Source organism: Pseudoalteromonas sp. JB197 (assembly GCF_002332205.1).
GTDB classification, from domain to species: Bacteria; Pseudomonadota; Gammaproteobacteria; order Enterobacterales; family Alteromonadaceae; genus Pseudoalteromonas; species Pseudoalteromonas nigrifaciens.
In genome coordinates this window covers 1,417,178-1,435,856 of record NZ_NRGZ01000001.1, presented here as the reverse complement: position 1 = coordinate 1,435,856, position 18,679 = coordinate 1,417,178, and the positions used below count along the sequence as shown (strand labels likewise).

Here is an 18,679-nt window from a genome sequence, read left to right as displayed (position 1 = left end):
TCATGATTGAATATTATTTTAGATTAAATTTGAGCTACAACGAATGCATGGATTACTACCATGGACGTTATAGCTCAGTACAAGTTGTAGATGACAGCGGTAAAACCATTCGATTTGCCGCAAACTACCTGCGCCCCTACATTTCTAGTTTAGGGGTGCGAGGTAGGTTTAGATTGATACTTACCCCCGAAAATAAGTTTATCCGCCTCGAACGAGTAGCCTAAGCGCTTGTATTTATGTTATAGATATACATAAATATTGCCTTTTTGTTAATTTCGATTTGTCCTATTGTTAATTTGCGTGTATAAATTACTGGTATGACGTCTTACCATTGCGTAAACGTCAGTGAATAAAAAAAGATTATGACTGATTGAAGGCGACTGTTTGTAATTTGTTTAATTCGCTTCTATCGTTACGATTACACTAAAAACAATAACTTGATCACACAAAATGACCCGCGACAGGGGGGAAACCAAAATGATAAGAAGATCGCTTTTTGTTAAAAATAAAATCGCTATAGGTTTAGCAGCCGCAAGCTTAGGGTTATCTGCAATGACTGCACAAGCGGCAGTTTTTGAAGCCGGAGGTTTTGATATAACTTTCGACTCCACTTTTTCTTATGGGCAAAGTATTCGTGTAGAAGACCGAGACTTTGGCTTAATAGGTAAAAGTAACAACCCTTCATTCGATTGGACGGGTTATAACCCAGCCTTAAACAATACCGTTTACTCATCGCAAGATGTGTGGGCGCAACCAGGATCATATTCAAACAATGGTGATGCAGGCGATTTAAACTTTGATAGTGGTGATTCGTTTTCAAAACTATTAAAGGGCACCCATGATCTATCTATCAGTAAAGATAATTATGGTTTGTTTACTCGATTTATGTATTTTTATGACTTTGAGTTAATGGATGGCGATCGTGCTTATGTAAACCCTACCTCAGGCCAAGGCGTCGATCCATGTGATGACAAAGATACAAAAGCACAAAGCTGTGCTGACATCCGTTTATTAGATGCGTATGTATGGGCAAGCTTTGATTTAAATGAAGGAAAAAACCCACTATCAATTCGCGTTGGTCAACAAGTAATAAATTGGGGTGAAAGTACATTAATATCGCATGGTATTAACGTTAACCCAGTTGACATAGACCGTTTAAAAGCGCCTGGTGCAGAGCTTAAAGAAGCCTTTATACCTGTTGGTATGTTATGGGCGTCGTTAGGTATTACTGATAACGTAACCTTAGAGGGTTTTTATCAATACCAATGGCAAGAAACACGCTTACCAGCAACGGGAACGTATTTTTCTACCAATGACTTTGCCTCTGAAAATGGTTATCAGCAAAATGTGCAGTTAGGTTTTACTTCAAATCCTGATATTGATTTAGCATTTTTAACCGACAGTTTAAATAATTTAACCTCTGACTTTGCCCTAGCAGCCTCACTCAAAGGCGTTGATCCTTCAAGTGCTCAAGGCAAAGCGCTACTGGCCGAAATGTATTTAGCCTATCCAACTAAGGTAGCACTAAAAGGTAAAGGCGATGAAGGTAAAGTAGAGCCGGATGACGGCGGCCAATACGGTTTACGTTTAGGCGTGTTTTTACCTGAATTTAATGACACGGAAGTGGCATTTTATCATGTGAATTATCATAGCCGTCGCCCGTTAGTATCTGGTCGAGTGTCTAATTTTACTCAAGCTTCACTTGCCCAAGATTTAGCAATGATTACAACGACTGAAATCACTGAAGATAATATTCATAATTTAAGAGCTTTCTCTTTAGCAAAAAATGAATACCCAGAAGACATTAAACTCTATGGTTTGAGCTTCAACACATCTTTAGGTGAAACTGCGTTTGCCGGTGAGTTTACTTTTCGCGAAGATGAACCACTACAAATTGACGACGTAGAGCTACTTTACGCTGCAATGCCAGAGCAATTAGCAGTGGCAGGTTTACGCCCTGAATTTGCGGGTATTTCACAAATGAGCCCAGGCAATGCAGTTAGTGTTGTTGGCCCTGGCGAGCTAGCAAAAGGTTATATAGAGCGTAATACCAGTCAATTACAATTTACCGCGACGCATTTATTTGGCCCATCTTTGGGTGCAGATAGCTGGGCTGTGGTAGGTGAGGTTGGTGGCGTGCGTATTCATAGTATGCCGGAGTACGATGAAATGCGTTTAAACGTTTCTGGTACTGGGCGTAGTGGCATTATGACCGGCCCAGGCAGTTCTGATTATTCTGCGCTACATATGGCGTTATCAAATGGAGCAGAGCAAAAAGAGTTTGCTACGGCTACATCGTGGGGTTATCGCTTAATTGCTAAAGGTGATTATTATAACCTGTATAACGGTATTAACTTTTCGCCACGTTTTGTATTTTCTCATGACGTAAATGGTAACACGCCAGATCCTATGTTTTTGTTTATAGAGGATCGTAAATCGTTAGGTGCAACCATGAACTTTAACTATCAAAATGCGTGGTCATTAGATGTTAGCTACAACTCATTTTGGGGTGGCGGCGACATTAATACCTTCTCTGATCGCGATTACATTTCATTTAACTTAAAATATTCTATTTAGGGGTAATATTATTATGATTAAAAAACCTACCCTCATTGCTACTGCATTTTGTAGCTTGTTTGCAAGTCACGCTGCTTTAGCTAAAATTAGCAGCGAAGAAGTTGCGCGTTTAGGTGCAGACTTAACGCCGCTAGGCGCGCAAAAAGCAGGCAATGCAGATGGTTCTATTCCTGCGTGGAATGGTGGTATTACCGCAGCACCGGCAGGTTATAAAGCAGGTATGCATCACTTAGACCCGTTTAATACGGATAAAGTGTTGTTTACTATTGATAAAAGCAATATTGAAAAATATAAAGCGAACTTAAGCCCTGGCCAAATTGCGTTATTTGAAGCGTATCCTGATACCTTTAAAATGCCAGTATATGCAACTCGTCGCTCCGCTTCGTTCCCGCAATTTGTATATGATGCAACTAAGCAATTTGCACCCACTGCAGAGCTAATAGAAGGCGGTAATGGGATTAAAAGTACAGCAATTGGTATTCCATTTCCTATTCCTAAAACTGGTTTAGAGGCAATTTGGAATCACTTGCTACGTTACCGTGGTCAGTCTATTGAGCGTTTTGGCGGCCAAGCAGCACCTACCGCTTCGGGTTCGTATAACTATGTTGGTTTTGATGAGCAACTACTAGTTAAATACTCAGATCCAAGTGCTACACCTGCGCAACTGCAAGACTCAAATATTTTGTTTAAGTTTAAACAAAAAGTAACAGAGCCGGCACGCCTAGCGGGTACTGCGTTATTAGTGCATGAAACCATGGACCAAATATTAACGCCACGCCAAGCATGGACCTACAACAGTGGTCAACGTCGTGTTCGTCGTGCACCTAACGTTGCTTATGATGCACCAGGTACAGCAGCTGACAGCTTACGTACCACAGATGACTTTGACATGTTTAACGGGTCACCAAACCGTTACACCTGGACATTAAAAGGTAAGCAAGAGCTTTATATTCCATACAATAGTTATAAGCTCCATAGCGATAAACTAAGCTATGACGAAATATTAATGCCAGGACATATTAACCCTGAGCATACACGCTACGAAAAGCACCGTGTGTGGGTGGTTGAAGCTAACTTAAAAGATGATACGCGCCATATTTATAAAAAACGTGTGTTTTATATTGATGAAGATAGCTGGCAAGTACAGGTTACCGATATTTACGATAACCGTGACCAACTTTACCGTGTAGCTATGGCTTATGGCCTTAACTACTATGAAGTACCAACGCAGTGGAGTACGTTAGAGGTTTATCATGATTTAAACTCTCGTCGTTACTTAGCAATTGGTTTAGATAACCAGCACAAAATGTATGATTTTTCTCAGTCGTTTAACGACAATGAGTTTACATCAAGCGCATTACGTCGCGAAGGTAGATAGTTAATAGTAGGCACCTAACCGATTGGTTAGGTGCCTTTTTTCCTTTCTCATCGCGTTTGTCTTTTTGACGCGCAGGGCTTTTCCTCACCTAAATAGACAAACAATTCCCCAGTTCAAGGCGATTTAAATTTATGAAGTATTTGGTATATGCCAGCCTGATCCTCAGCGGTGCGAGTGTTGCACAAGAAACTCCTCAATTTGCTATTAGTGCAATAAACGCCGATAAAACGTTATTGACTGATATTACCCAAACTAAAGCGGGTTTAGTGGCTGTTGGTAAGCATGGCACTGTAATTACAAGTATTAATGGTATTGATTGGCAACAAGCAGAATCGGTGCCAACTCAAGTATTGTTAACTGCGGTTGATTTTACTAATGAAAACAATGGCTGGGCCTGTGGGCACGATGCAACAATTATAAATACTACAAATGGTGGTAAAACGTGGCATTTACAACAAGCTAAGCCAGAGATAGATAAACCGTGTTTAGATATTTTATTTAAAGATGAGCTACATGGTTATGCTGTGGGGGCTTATGGCATGTTTTATCAAACCAGCGACGGTGGTAAGCACTGGCAAAAACGTTTTTTAGACTCGCTATTATTTAGTGACGATAGAGAATATTTGAGTGATTTAAAAGAACACGACCCAGAAGGTTATGAAGCAGAAACAGCCTCAATTTTGCCGCACTTTAACCGCATTGAGCAAACTCCAGACGGTTTAATGTTAGTGGGTGAAATGGGCTTAATGGCAAAAAGTACCGATGCAGGCTTAACATGGCAGCGAGTTGACGAAATTTACCCAGGATCATTTTTTGCATTTAGCGCCAATGCGCAGCAAGAGGTAGTGGCAGGATTACGAGGCAATGTTTTTACTCGCCAGCAAGGTGATCAAAATTGGCAGCACCTTGATAATAAAAAAACAGCAACGATTAACAACATCATAAATTATAACAATGAACAATGGCTAATGTTGGCCAATAGCGGCGTGATTTTTCATTTGCAAAACGCTGAGCTTACACATGAGCAATTGGCCGACGGTAAAGCAATTCTAGATGGTGTGATTTTAAATAATAAACTAATCATGGCAACAGAAGATGGCATTAAAGTGAAGGAGTTGACCCCTTAATGCATAAGATTTTAGACTTTATAGAAAATGCGATATTTAAACATCGCTTAATTATGCTTATAAGCTTTGTGCTTATAACCTGTTTATTGGCATTTAAAGCGACACAAATTCAACTTGATGCCTCGTTTAATAAAAACATTCCGTTAAACCACGATTATATGAAGGTATACACCAAACATGAAAAGCAGTTTGGTGGCGCTAACAGTATTTTAATTTCGGTGTGTGACGACAGCGGCGATATTTTTAATCCTGAATTTTTTACCCAATTAAAAGCGGTACACGACCAGCTATATTTTATCCCTGGTGTTAATCGACCTTTAGTAAATTCAATATTTTCACCCAGCGCTCGATTTGTTGAAGTAGTTGAAGATGGTTTTGCCGGCGGGCCAATAATTCCTGCTAATTTTAAAGCCGATAAACAGGGTTTAGGGGTCGTTAAAGAAAATATCGAAAAAGCGAAAGTAGTTGGGCGCATGATTGCCAGTGACTATTCGTGTGCGATGGTGACAGCGCAATTAATGGAAACCGATCCGCAAACCCAAGAAAAGCTCGATACTTTAGCATTTGCGCAAAAACTCGAAACACAACTACGTGAACCGCTAAGCACCGACAAGGTGAGTATTCATATAATTGGTTTTGCTAAAATGGCCGGTGATATAGCCGAAGGTGCAAAAGGTGTGGTGGTATTTTTTGCCATCGCGATTGCCTTTACTTTTATTATGGTTTGGCTATTTTGTGGCAGTTTAAAGCTGACTATTTTACCTATAATGTGTTCGATCATTGCTGTAATTTGGCAATTAGGGATACTGTCGAGTTTAGGCTTTGGCTTAGATCCTATGTCTATTTTGGTACCTTTTTTAGTATTTGCAATTGGTGTGAGCCATGGTGTGCAGATGATTAACGCGATAGGTAAAAAAGTAGGCGAGGGTAAAAGTACGCGAGAATGTTGTCAGTCAAGCTTTAGAGCATTATTGATCCCAGGCGGCATTGCGTTGTTATCGGATACGGTTGGCTTTTTAACTCTGCTAACCATTGACATTGGTATTATTAGAGAGCTTGCTATAACTGCTAGTTTAGGTGTTGCGGTAATTATATTTACTAACCTGATTTTACTCCCTGTATGGGCGTCGTATATGCACTTTGAAAATAGTGTACATATTCAATCGGGTGATGCTAAAAAACCAAATATGCTTGATGCAATTAGAGATTTATTGGTTAAAGCCACCGATCCTAAAATTGCTAAAATGATAATTGCTTTTACTTTAGTGTTATTTGCACTTGGTTATTGGCAAGCAGATAAAATGCGTATTGGGGACTTACATGCTGGCGCACCATCATTGCACCAAGATGCACGCTATAACCAAGACACATTTTTAATCTCGGACAAATACACCATTTCGTCTGATATCTTAAAGGTAATTGTAGAAGCGTATCCTGCAGCATGTACTGAGCATGATGTGATGCGGCGTATTAGCCGTTTTCAATACAAAGTAGAGAATGTTGCCGGTGTGCAATCAGCGGTAAGCTTAAGCTCGGTAGCGCAGTCGGTAAATGCCGGTTATAACGAAGGTAACCTTAAATGGCAAAGCCTGCCACGTAACTCTGCAAGCTTAGTACAATCTACCTCGCGGGTAGAAACCAGCACGGGATTACTCAACGGCGATTGCTCAGTGATGCCAGTGATTATCTTTTTAGATGATCATAAAGCGCAAACAATTGATCTTGTAATTGAAAGTGTTAAACGCTTTGCACAAGAAGAGGGTACAGATAAAGTTGCGTTTAAACTCGCATCAGGCCCAGTAGGTGTAATGGCAGCCACAAACGAGTCAGTGTCAGCGGCGCAAATTCCGATGATGCTGTATGTTTACGGCGCTGTAATTGCTTTGTGTTTACTAAGCTTTAGAAGCGTAAAAGCAACCATTGCAGTAGTGTTACCTCTGTATGTGGTATCTACTCTTGCACAAGCACTAATGGTACAGCTGGAAATTGGCTTAACCGTATCTACACTGCCAGTTATTGCATTAGGTGTGGGTATAGGCGTTGATTATGGTATTTATATATTGTCGTCGATGATGGGGCAGTTAAAACAAAATGTACCGCTGAGTGTTGCTTATCGAAATGCGTTAATTGAGCGCGGTAGTGCAGTATTATTTACCGGTATTACACTTGCTATTGGCGTGAGTACTTGGATTTTCTCTGATTTGAAATTTCAAGTTGATATGGGAATTTTGCTTACCTTCATGTTTTTAGTAAATATGCTGGGTGCAGTGCTGCTTTTACCAGCAATTGGTAGCTTGCTCTGGACTGACCAGAAAAAATAAAGTGAATAAGTTTGCTCCTAAATGGCCTGTAAAGGCCATTTATATCTATAATTTGTGAATAGATGACCAAATAGCTGAAAAGCTAAAAATGTTTTCATCGTAAAAGGCTGTTTATTAGTTGTAAACGAGTTAGAATTTGCTCGACTACACGCTAATAAATGCTGTACAAATATTCTGCTATTAAGCAGTAATAGATTTAAGGAATAAACAATGACACGAAATGAAGGTCAAGCCTCAGTTATTTTAGATAATGTTTGTAAGCTTATCCACAAAAAAGTTCGCGCTGATAATGTGTTACTCGTTGAAAAATTCGCCAAAGCCTTGTACAGCAATATGTCTAAAGAGGATTTGGCTAATCGTAACGATAGTGACTTATATGGTGCTGCACTAAGCCTTTGGAATTCGCTAGAAAAGAACACGTCTGATGACGCGGTTATTCGCGTTTTCAACCCAGAAGTGGCAAAAGATGGCTGGCAGTCATCGCATACCATTGTTGAGATTATAGCTAAAGACATGCCGTTTTTAGTTGATTCAGTACGTATGGCCATGACTCGTGAAAATATTGCCTCTCACTTATTACTACATAGCCCGCTTAAAATCCAACGAGATGAAAATGACAAAATCTCAGGTTTATCTGGTTTAAAAGCAGAGCAAGAATCAACCTCGACCAAAACAGTATTCTTTATTGAAATTGACCGTCAAACAGATTCAGCTGTGATTGAGTCTTTCAAACAAGAGTTAGAGTCTGTGCTTACAGATGTGTCGGTAGCGGTAGAAGACTGGCAGCCAATTCGCGAAAAGCTAATTGCAGTTAGTAAAGAGCTACCAAAACGTCGTGCTGGCAAAAATAATGCTGAAGTAGATGAAACGGTTGAGTTTTTAGACTGGTTAGTTAAAGACAACTTTACCCTAATGGGCTATCGCCAATATGAGTTATCGCCAATACAGGGTGATTACGAGTTAAAAGGCGTAATGGAAACCAGTTTAGGTTTGATGAAAAATGCCGGTGTAGAACACACTCGTCTACTTTCTGAATTACCAGAAGCTGCTCGCCAAGATGCGCGTAGTAGTAACTTACTAATTTTAACTAAAACTAACTCATTATCACGCGTACATCGTCCGGCTTATATCGACTATGTTGGTGTAAAACGTTTTGATGACAAAGGCAATGTTATTGGTGAGGATCGCTTTATTGGCTTGTTCTCGTCAAACTTTTATAACTACAGTGCGGCAGACGTACCGGTTCTTAAAAGTAAAATTGACCGTATTATGCAAATGTGTGATTTTGCCAAAGGCACCCATGCTTATAAAGCGGTGCTTAATATATTAGAAACCTACCCGCGAGATGAACTTGTACAAGCCCGCGAAAGCGAATTGCTAGAAGTTGCAATGGGCGTGTTGCAAGTACAAGAGCGTGATATGTGTCGCTTGTTTGTACGTAAAGATGCCTATGGACGTTTTTTCTCATGTATGGTTTATGTACCACGTGAGCGCTATAACACGGCACTGCGTCATGAAACGCAAAATATTTTAGCAAATGCATTTAATTCTGACGAAAAAGTCGAATTTACAACCTATTTCTCTGAGTCAACACTAGCCCGTACTCATTATACCGTGCGTGTGACTGATAATAATATAGAGTATAAAGTGAAAGACATTGAAAACAATTTAGTTGAAGCGGCCCGTACTTGGGAAGATAAATTACAATCAGCCTTACTAGAGCAAGCTGGCGAAGCACGCGGTAATGAATTAAACCGTAAGTATGCTCAAGCATTTGCTCGCTCATATAAAGATGAAGTATTACCAAGTGCAGCTGTTGTTGATATTGAAAAGCTAGAAATGCTTAACGATGAAAACAAACTTGAAATGTTATTTTATCGCCCGCAAGAAGAAGCTAACAGCAATGTTGTGCGTTTAAGCTTATTTCATAAAGATGAGCCTATTCATTTATCTGATGTGATGCCGATGCTAGAAAACTTTGGCTTACGTGTCGTTGGCGAAACACCTTATTCAGTTAAAACTAGCGATGGTAGCATTAATTGGATCATGGATTTCTCTATGCTAATTGATAGCAAAGGGATGGCAGATTTTGATAAAATTTCAGCACGTTTTCGCGCTGCGTTAACCAGTGTTTGGAATAACCGCTTAGAAAACGACGGTTTTAACCGTTTAGTATTAATGGGTGGTCTTACTGGGCGTGAAGCGTCAATATTACGTGCGTACGCTAAATACATGCGCCAAATTGGGGTTACCTTCTCGCAAGCTTACATTGAAGGCACTTTTGCAAATTATCCACACATTGCAGCAAAAATTGTTAACTTGTTTACTAAAAAGTTCTCAGTTAAAAGCCCTGCAAGTGAAAAAACACTTGAAAAGCTTAGTACAGAAATATATTTAGAACTTGAAAACGTAGCCAATCTTGATGATGACCGTATTATACGTCTATACGTTGATATGATAGTGGCAACACTGCGTACTAGCTTCTTTCAAAAAGATGGCAATGGCCAATTTAAATCGTATGTATCGTTTAAAATTAAGCCAAGCTTAATTCCTGGCGTACCATTACCATTACCGGCGTTTGAAATTTTTGTATATTCTCCGCGTATTGAAGGTGTGCATTTACGATACGGTAGTGTTGCCCGTGGTGGCTTGCGTTGGTCAGATCGCCGTGAAGATTTCCGTACTGAAGTACTTGGCTTAGTTAAAGCACAACAAGTGAAAAATGCGGTAATTGTGCCAGTAGGTTCAAAAGGCGGTTTTGTTTGTAAACAATTGCCAACTGAGCGTGAAGCATTCTTAAAAGAAGGCCAAGAATGTTACAAAATCTTTATTCGTGGTTTGTTAGATATCACAGATAATATTGTACAAGGTGAAATTGTTGCGCCTGTAGATGTAACTCGCCACGATGGCGATGATGCTTATTTAGTTGTAGCAGCCGATAAAGGTACTGCAACTTTCTCTGATATTGCTAATGGCATTGCAAATGAATATAACTTTTGGCTAGGTGATGCGTTTGCATCAGGTGGCTCAGTGGGTTATGACCATAAGAAAATGGGTATTACAGCACGTGGCGCGTGGGAATCAGTTAAACGTCATTTCCGCGAAATGGATATTGATTGTCAAACAACCGATTTTACCGTGGTAGCTATTGGCGATATGGCAGGGGATGTATTTGGTAATGGTATGTTGTTATCTAAACATACTCGTTTACAAGTTGCATTTAACCATATGCATATTTTTATTGACCCAACACCAGATGCAGCAGCAACGTATCCTGAGCGTGAACGTTTATTTAAATTACCGCGTTCATCGTGGGAAGACTTTAATAAAGATTTAATTTCTGCCGGTGGTGGTGTTTTCTCTCGTGCGGCTAAGTCGATTACACTAAGCCCAGAAATGAAAAAAATGTTAGGCACTAAAAAAGCCAGCATGACACCAACTGAACTGATCAAAGCTGCGCTAATGATGGATTACGATCTATTGTGGAATGGTGGTATTGGTACTTATGTTAAGAGCAGCAAAGAAACTGACGCCGATGTAGGGGATCGTGCAAACGATGCACTGCGTATTAACGGTGGCGAGCTAGGTGCTAAAGTATTTGGCGAGGGCGGTAACTTAGGTGCAACTCAGTTAGGACGTATTGAATTTGCAGCGAAAGGCGGCCGTGTTAATACTGACTTTATTGATAACGTAGGTGGCGTTACTTGTTCAGATAACGAAGTTAATATTAAGATTTTACTTAATGGTTTAGTTACCTCAGGTGACTTAACGCGCAAGCAACGCGATGAACTTTTATACGCTATGACAGACGAAGTGTCTAAGCTGGTATTGAATGATTGTTATCGTCAAACACACACTATTTCAATTACTCAATCTAAAGGCTCATCAACGCTTAAAGAGAAAATTCGCTTTATTCATGCTCTTGAAAAAGAAGGCAAGCTAAATCGTGCGATTGAGTTTATCCCAAGTGATGAAGAATTAGCAGAACGTGCAGCAGCTGGCAAAGACTTAACACGTCCAGAGTTAGCGATTTTAGTGTCGTACTCTAAAATGGTACTTAAAGAGTCATTTGTTACAGATGAAATTACGGAAAATCCATATTACCGTCAATTGTTAGTTAATTCGTTCCCGTTACCACTGCGTGAGAAGTTTAACGAAGCGATGGATAATCACCCACTTCGTAAAGAAATTATTGCCACTAAACTGGCTAATCAAATTGTTAACGATATGGGCCTTAACTTCATGGTGCGTATGCATGAAGAAACCGGTGCAAATGAAGCTGAAATTGCTTTATGTTATTCAATTGCCAGCGAGTTGTTCCAAATGAGCGATACGTGGGCCTCGGTTGTTGCACTTGATAATAAAATTCCGGCTGCTGTACAAACTGAAATGCTATACCAATTACGTCGCACGGTTCGTCGTGTAACACGTTGGTTCTTACGTCATCGCAACAAAGCACAAACAATTACCCAAACAGTTGAATTTTTTGCGCCAATATTTGCAGATTTAAGTGCTAATTTAACAACGTATATGGTTGATAAAGAAGGCGAGCTTTTAGTTGCAGCTGCCCAAGAGTTAACACAAAGTGGTGTGCCTGCAGAACTAGCTAATCGCATTACTGGTTTATCTAGCTTGTTTTCTGCTATGGACTTAGCTGAAATCTCAGCAAGTTCGAAACAAAGTATCGATACTGTATCGCATACTTACTTCAAGCTTGGTGCAAACATGGGCTTACATTGGTTCTTAGAGCAAATTACTAAGCAACCAGTAGCAAACCATTGGCAGGCATTAGCGCGTGCATCGTACCGCGAAGAGCTTGATTGGCAACAACGTACATTAGCAGAAGTGGTATTAAACGGTTTTGCCGATGATAACAAAGATGTTAATGGCCAAATTGAGCAATGGATGGATAGCCAAGAGTTATTATTACAACGTTGGAAGCAAATGCTTGCAGAGTTTAGAACATCACAAACTCACGATTTTGCTAAGTTTTCAGTAGCACTACGTGAACTCATGTTATTAAGCCATAACTGCGTGTAATAGAATAAAAACCATAATTAATGCCTACTCATTATTTTCCTTGGTGAAAATAATGAGTTAATGGTTAAAATTGTTATACAATACCTCGGCCTAGTCTGAGGTATTTTTTTGTCTGCATTTTAAGAGGATTATATTCATGTTTTACGATTTAGCTCGCCGTTTTATGTTTACCCGTGATGCGGAGTGGGCGCATGAGTTCGCTCTTAATAATTTAAGTCGTTTTGCCAATACACCATTAAGCGCTGCTTGGTCACAAAATATTGTGAATAAACCAGTTAATTTTTTAGGCTTAGAACTTAAAAACCCCGTTGGTCTTGCTGCAGGGCTTGATAAAAATGCAGAGTGTATTACTGCATTTGCACAAATGGGCTTTGGTTTTGTTGAAGTGGGTACAGTTACTCCGCGCCCACAAGCTGGTAACGATAAACCACGTATGTTTAGATTGCCGCAGTCAAATGCCATTATCAATCGCATGGGATTTAATAACAAAGGCGTTGATAATTTAGTTAATAACGTTAAAGCAGCCAACTATACCGGTATTTTAGGTATTAACATTGGTAAAAATAAAGACACACCGAATGAGCAAGGCAAAGACGATTACATACATTGCATGCGCAAGGTGTTTGAACATGCCTCGTATATAACTGTTAATATTTCATCGCCAAATACCCCAGGGCTTCGTGATTTACAATACGGTGCAGCCCTTGATGATTTACTACAAAGTTTGAAAAACGAGCAGCTTGATCTTGTTGCTAAACATGGTAAACAGGTACCTATGCTGGTAAAAATTGCGCCAGATTTAGATCCAATCCAAATTGCTCAAGTAAGTGAATCTTTACTAAGCAATAAAATAGATGGGGTAATTGCTACCAATACTACACTTGAGCGTAGCATGGTTGCGGGTCAGCAATATGCTGACGAAGCCGGTGGTTTATCGGGGCAGCCAGTTAGGGAGCGTGCGACGCATGTAGTTAGCGAGTTAAAGCGTTTAACTAATGGGCAGTTACCTATTATAGGTGTAGGCGGTATTGACGATGTGTCATCGGCGAAAGAAAAAATAAACGCAGGTGCCGATTTAGTACAAATTTATACTGGCTTTATTTATAAAGGCCCACAATTAATTAAATCGATAGTTGATAGTTTATAAAAAATAGGGCTACTTAGCCTTAAAAGTTAAGTTTGTTTTAACACTAAAAGGCTAACTTGCCCTCTAAGCTTTTGATCGTTCAATAAATATTCTAATAAAACATTTTAAAAATGATTAAAAGCGGCTATACTTTGTGCTTATTGTTTTTATTATATTTAAATGTTAAGCGTGGAGGGGATATGTTACAAGCATCAAAGCAATGGCAGTGGATATCTTGCGCCAAAAAAAACCGCTTATTACTTGATTTAAATGAAGATATGCAGTTCTGCACTCCTTATAAGTTAAGACAACTTACTGACAGTACATTTAAAAACCCTTATTTTAGCTTAGAAGATGCCGCTTTTTATGAACAAGTTTATCAATATCTTGTGCAATTTAAGCTGTGGAATCCAGCGCAATTATGTCAAATATCACTCAATGCAACCGCAGTGAAATTTCAATTAAAGCCAGTACTTGCTAAAAGTTGGTTTTTTGAGCAATACACAGGAAGCACTCCAAGTACTGAAGCCGTTATTAATTTAACCTCTAAAGCGCAGTCGGGAGAGTTTTTAATTGTAGAGCACAGCAGTGATGCATCTGTGTGTATTAACCTAAGTGAAAATTTTCAATTAGATGATAATTTATCATTAGTACAGTTTGAAGCCATTCGCGTTTTAAACAATCGTGTACATCCTCTCTTAAATCAGCATATTCATAGCAAAATAGCTTAATCTAATTTTATTTTCAGCCCGTGTTTATGGCGTGTTTGTATGCAAACCTATGTTATAATCCTGCGCAATTAGCTATTAAGGGTTACTACTTTGCAATTTATCGCACTTACTTCTATCGGAATCGAAAATTTATTGGTTGATGAACTAACAGAACTTGGCGCAACTGTGTCTAAGCAAACTGTTGGTTCTGTTCGCTTTGAGGCAGACTCATTATTGGCGCAAAAGGTGTGTTTATCGACTCGCTTTGCTACGCGCGTGCTTATGCTTATTGAAGAAAAAGAAGGCGTAGATGACAAAAATAGCCTGTATAACTTTGCTCGCTCACAACCATGGCAAGAATGGTTTGGGCCTACACAAACGTTTGCTGTCGACTTTAATGGCACCAACGACTCATTAAAAAATACACAGTTTTCTGGTTTAGTTATAAAAGATGCCATAGTTGATTACTTTAACGACTTATTCGAGCAGCGCCCTAATGTTGATAAACAAGACGCTAATGTGCGTGTGGTTGCGCGTTTAAATCGTTATGGCGTATCTATGTATATAGATTACTCTGGCCCGCGTTTATCTGAGCGTGGTTACCGACAGGGCCAAGGTAAAGCACCTATAAAAGAGCATTTAGCAGCGGCATTAATCAAACGCAGCGGCTGGCTTGAAAATGTAAATCAGCCTTTGTTTGACCCATGTTGTGGTGCAGGTACTATTTTAATTGAAGCTGCCGGTATGGCGCGCAACGAAGCTCCCGGCTTATTTCGCGAAGGCTTTGCATTTGAGCGCTTACCAAGTTTTAGAGCTGCGAAATTTAAAGAGCTAAAAGAAGAATTGCTGGGCAATATTATAGACCCTAAATTATGGCTCATTGGCCACGATTACGACGCTCAAGTATTAGGTAAAGCAATTGATAACGCAAAACGTGCTGAGCTAGACGATATTATTAAGTTTAAACAAAGTGATGCAACTAAACTAACCGCAGTGGCTAAATTACCTGGCGTAGTTATATCTAACTTACCTTATGGTGAGCGTATTGGTTCTATGGCTGAGCTTGTAGATTTACATCGTAATTTAGGTGTGGGCTTTAAAAAGCACTTCAATCATTGGAAGCTTGCTTTACTGGGTATGGATGAGAGCTTATTTAAGCTGTTAAAGTTGGTTAGGCTGAAACGTTATAAATTTAAAAATGGCCCGTTAGATGTTGAACTTAACTTGTATCAACTTGATGACAAACAAGTAAGCCTGACAACCGATGATAAAAAAGCGCTGAATTTTGAAGGTTCAATGTCTTTTGCTAATCGATTGAAAAAGAACAAGCAGGGTTTAAAAAACTGGCTTAAGCAAAACGAAATTACAGCATACCGTGTATACGAAGCTGATATTCCTGAGTACAACGTTGCTGTAGATATTTACGGTGACTCAGCGGTTATTTTTGAATACGCAGCCCCGAAAGAAATTGATGAAAAAACGTCTGAAAAACGCTTACAAGATGTGATCAGCTTAACCGCTGAACAACTCAAAATAGCACCAGAGAATATTGCTGTAAAAGTACGTAAAAAGCAAAAAGGCGAAGAGCAATACACGCCAATGGCTAAACAAAACCGCACTATGGTGGTTGAAGAGTTTGGCGCTAAGTTTAAAGTGAATTTATTTGATTACTTAGACACTGGCTTGTTTTTAGATCACCGTTTAATGCGTCGTTATATTCAAGAAAACGCCAAAGATAAGCGCTTTTTAAACTTATTTGCCTACACAGGTACAGCGTCAGTACATGCAGCACTTGGTGGCGCTAAAGCAATTACCACGGTTGACTTGTCAAAAACCTATTTAAAATGGGGCCAAGACAACTTTGATTTAAATAATATTAGTAATACTCGCTACCGTTTTGAGCAAGCAGATTGCTTAAAGTGGCTAGAGCATGCGACGGCGCAGTACGATTTAATCTTTTTAGATCCCCCGACGTTTTCAAACTCTAAGCGTATGAAAGATGCATTTGATGTGCAGAGCGATCATATTAAGTTATTAACTTGGGTTAAAAAAATATTAAGCCCGTCGGGTACGCTTATTTTTTCTAATAATAAACGTGGCTTTGTTATGGATGAAGTGGGTTTAATTGGCTTGGGCTTAAAAGCGGTTAATATTTCTGACAAAACCTTATCGCCTGATTTTAAGCGTAATAAAAAAATTCATAATAGCTGGTTAATTACCCATGGCTAAGTGGATTTTATATCACACAGATGGTTGTCATTTGTGTGAACAAGCTGAGCAATTAATTAAGGGATTAGTTAATAGCCACAATGAATTATTGCTAGTAGATATTATGACTGATGATCAGCTTATTGCTGATTATCAGGTTAGTATTCCGGTATTTAAAAGTGAGCAAGGCCAACAATTATTTTGGCCTTTTACTGCACTAGACGTGCGTGAATTTTTAGCGCAAGCAGAATAAGAGCAAAGAAGAATTATGGATTTAATTAGAATTTTAAAAGCACAACTGGCCTTTGGTACTCATGCATTGCTTAATAAAGCAGATGCAGTGATTGAAAGTGGCGAGCGTGTGTGTGTTGTAGGTCGAAATGGTGCTGGTAAGTCAACGTTATTAAAAGTACTCGATGGTGAGGTTTTATTAGATGATGGCGAAATAAACCAGCTTGGCGGTATAAGAATTTCTCGTTTAGAACAAGATCCACCAAAAGGCGCAAGCGGCACTGTATTTGATTATGTTGCTCAAGGTATGCCTGAAATTGCCAACTTACTGATTGATTTTCATCATGTGAGTACAGAGCTACAAACCGTATGTACCGATAAGTTATTAAATAAACTTGAGCGTTTATCAAACCAATTAGAAGCGGTTGATGGCTGGCGTTTTGACAGTCGCATTCAAGTTGTTTTAACCCAACTAGAGTTAACACCTGATGCTAAGCTTGAGTCACTTTCAGGTGGTTGGTTACGTAAAGTTGCACTTGCTCGTGCACTGGTTAGTGAGCCAGACTTATTATTACTCGATGAGCCTACTAACCACTTAGATATGGCAAGTGTTATGTGGCTTGAGCAATTTTTAAAAGAATTTAAAGGCGGCATTGTATTTATATCGCATGACCGTGCCTTTATTCGTGCTGTTGCAACGCGTATTTTAGATTTAGACCGTGGTAAATTAATATCATACCCTGGCGACTATGCTACTTATTTAGAGCAAAAAGCCCACGACTTAAAAGTTGAAGAAAGCCAAAATGCTTTATTTGATAAGCGTTTAGCCGAAGAAGAAACGTGGATACGCCAAGGTGTTAAAGCACGAAGAACCCGTAATGAAGGGCGCGTACGTGAACTTAAGCAACTACGTAACGAGCGTAAACAACGTGTTGACCAAGTAGGTAAAACAGACTTTAATATTGAAACCGCAGATCGTTCGGGTAAATTGGTATTTGAAGCTAAGCATCTTTGTCATGCATTTAAAGATAAAGTGATTGCAGATGATTTTTCAACCTTGGTTATGCGCGGCGATCGTATTGGTTTAGTTGGTCCTAATGGCATTGGTAAAACAACGTTATTAAAATTAATGTTTGGTAGCCTAGCCCCAGATAGCGGTGAAACTAAGCAAGGTGTTAATTTAGAATTTGCTTACTTTGACCAATACCGTGAAAAATTAGATGAAGAAGCAACAGTACAAGACAACGTTGCTGAAGGTAAGCAAGAAGTAATGATGGGTGGTCGCTCGCGCCATGTATTAGGTTACTTACAAGACTTTTTGTTCCCGCCAGCACGTGCCCGTACACCAGTTAAAGCGCTTTCGGGTGGTGAAAAAAACCGCTTGTTATTGGCTAAACTGTTTTTAAAACCGTCAAACATATTGGTACTCGATGAGCCAACTAATGATTTGGATATAGAAACATTAGAGCTTTTGGAAGATATTATTAACCAGTATCAAGGCACAGTATTAATAGTAAGCCATGACCGTGAGTTTATTGATAATACCTGCTCTAGTGTTTGGGCATTTGAAGGTAATGGCAAAATTACTGATATTGTTGGCGGCTACAGTGATTACGAAGCCTATGTTAATTACTTAGCAGAGCAACAAAAAAATCAACCACAGCAAGCAACTAAAAAAGTTGAAAAAGCACCTGCTGCGCCAGTAGTTAAAGCAGAGGCTAAAGGTAATAAACTCTCTTACAAATTAAAACTTGAATTAGAGCAACTGCCTAATAAAATGGAACAACTCGAAGCCGATGTTGAAATTCAACAAGCCATAGTTAGTGATGTTGATTTTTTTAAGCAAGACAGTGATATAACGGCTAAGGCATTGAACCATTTGGCAAAACTTGAGTCAGACCTTGAGGCCGCGTTTTCGCGCTGGGAAGAACTTGAAGAATTAAAAAATCAGTAGTAAGGAC

Annotated in this window: 11 protein-coding genes; all 11 read left to right on the top strand. The window is 39.4% G+C overall.

Going from position 1 to position 18,679, the window contains the following annotated elements:
• Positions 1-2: 2 nt before the first annotated feature.
• Positions 3-224: a DUF2835 domain-containing protein gene (locus CIK86_RS06770; RefSeq protein WP_086998601.1), complete on the top strand. Its 222-nt coding sequence runs from the start codon at positions 3-5 to the stop codon at positions 222-224.
• A gap of 253 nt (positions 225-477) precedes the next feature.
• A complete protein-coding gene (locus CIK86_RS06765; protein WP_086998598.1) occupies positions 478-2,577 on the top strand; it encodes a DUF1302 domain-containing protein in 2,100 nt (699 codons plus the stop codon).
• A 13-nt stretch (positions 2,578-2,590) separates the two neighbouring features.
• Positions 2,591-3,955, top strand: coding sequence for a DUF1329 domain-containing protein (locus CIK86_RS06760; protein WP_011328351.1), 1,365 nt, complete (start codon positions 2,591-2,593; stop codon positions 3,953-3,955).
• 131 nt (positions 3,956-4,086) lie between these two features.
• Positions 4,087-5,082, top strand: a complete 996-nt coding sequence (locus tag CIK86_RS06755) for a YCF48-related protein (protein ID WP_011328350.1) — start codon at positions 4,087-4,089, stop codon at positions 5,080-5,082.
• Positions 5,082-7,403 (top strand): MMPL family transporter, encoded by a 2,322-nt coding sequence (locus tag CIK86_RS06750; protein WP_086998595.1) that lies wholly within the window; start codon positions 5,082-5,084, stop codon positions 7,401-7,403. Before CIK86_RS06755 ends, CIK86_RS06750 begins: the two co-directional genes overlap by 1 nt.
• A 210-nt stretch (positions 7,404-7,613) precedes the next feature.
• Positions 7,614-12,443: an NAD-glutamate dehydrogenase gene (locus tag CIK86_RS06745; RefSeq protein ID WP_086998592.1), complete on the top strand. Its 4,830-nt coding sequence runs from the start codon at positions 7,614-7,616 to the stop codon at positions 12,441-12,443.
• Positions 12,444-12,579: 136 nt separating this feature from the next.
• Positions 12,580-13,590 carry a quinone-dependent dihydroorotate dehydrogenase gene (pyrD, locus tag CIK86_RS06740; RefSeq protein ID WP_011328347.1) on the top strand — a complete coding sequence of 337 codons (1,011 nt, stop codon included), beginning with the start codon at positions 12,580-12,582 and terminating at the stop codon, positions 13,588-13,590.
• 179 nt (positions 13,591-13,769) lie between these two features.
• Complete coding sequence (locus tag CIK86_RS06735; protein WP_086998691.1) at positions 13,770-14,300, top strand: cell division protein ZapC; 531 nt, start codon at positions 13,770-13,772, stop codon at positions 14,298-14,300.
• A 90-nt stretch (positions 14,301-14,390) separates the two neighbouring features.
• A complete protein-coding gene (rlmKL, locus tag CIK86_RS06730) occupies positions 14,391-16,508 on the top strand; it encodes a bifunctional 23S rRNA (guanine(2069)-N(7))-methyltransferase RlmK/23S rRNA (guanine(2445)-N(2))-methyltransferase RlmL (protein ID WP_011328345.1) in 2,118 nt (705 codons plus the stop codon).
• On the top strand, positions 16,501-16,740 hold the full coding sequence (locus CIK86_RS06725) for a glutaredoxin family protein (protein ID WP_041454446.1): 240 nt from the start codon (positions 16,501-16,503) through the stop codon (positions 16,738-16,740). The genes rlmKL and CIK86_RS06725 overlap by 8 nt, the downstream gene beginning before the upstream one ends.
• A gap of 15 nt (positions 16,741-16,755) precedes the next feature.
• On the top strand, positions 16,756-18,672 hold the full coding sequence (locus tag CIK86_RS06720) for an ABC transporter ATP-binding protein (RefSeq protein ID WP_011328343.1): 1,917 nt from the start codon (positions 16,756-16,758) through the stop codon (positions 18,670-18,672).
• The last annotated feature ends 7 nt before the right edge of the window (positions 18,673-18,679 follow it).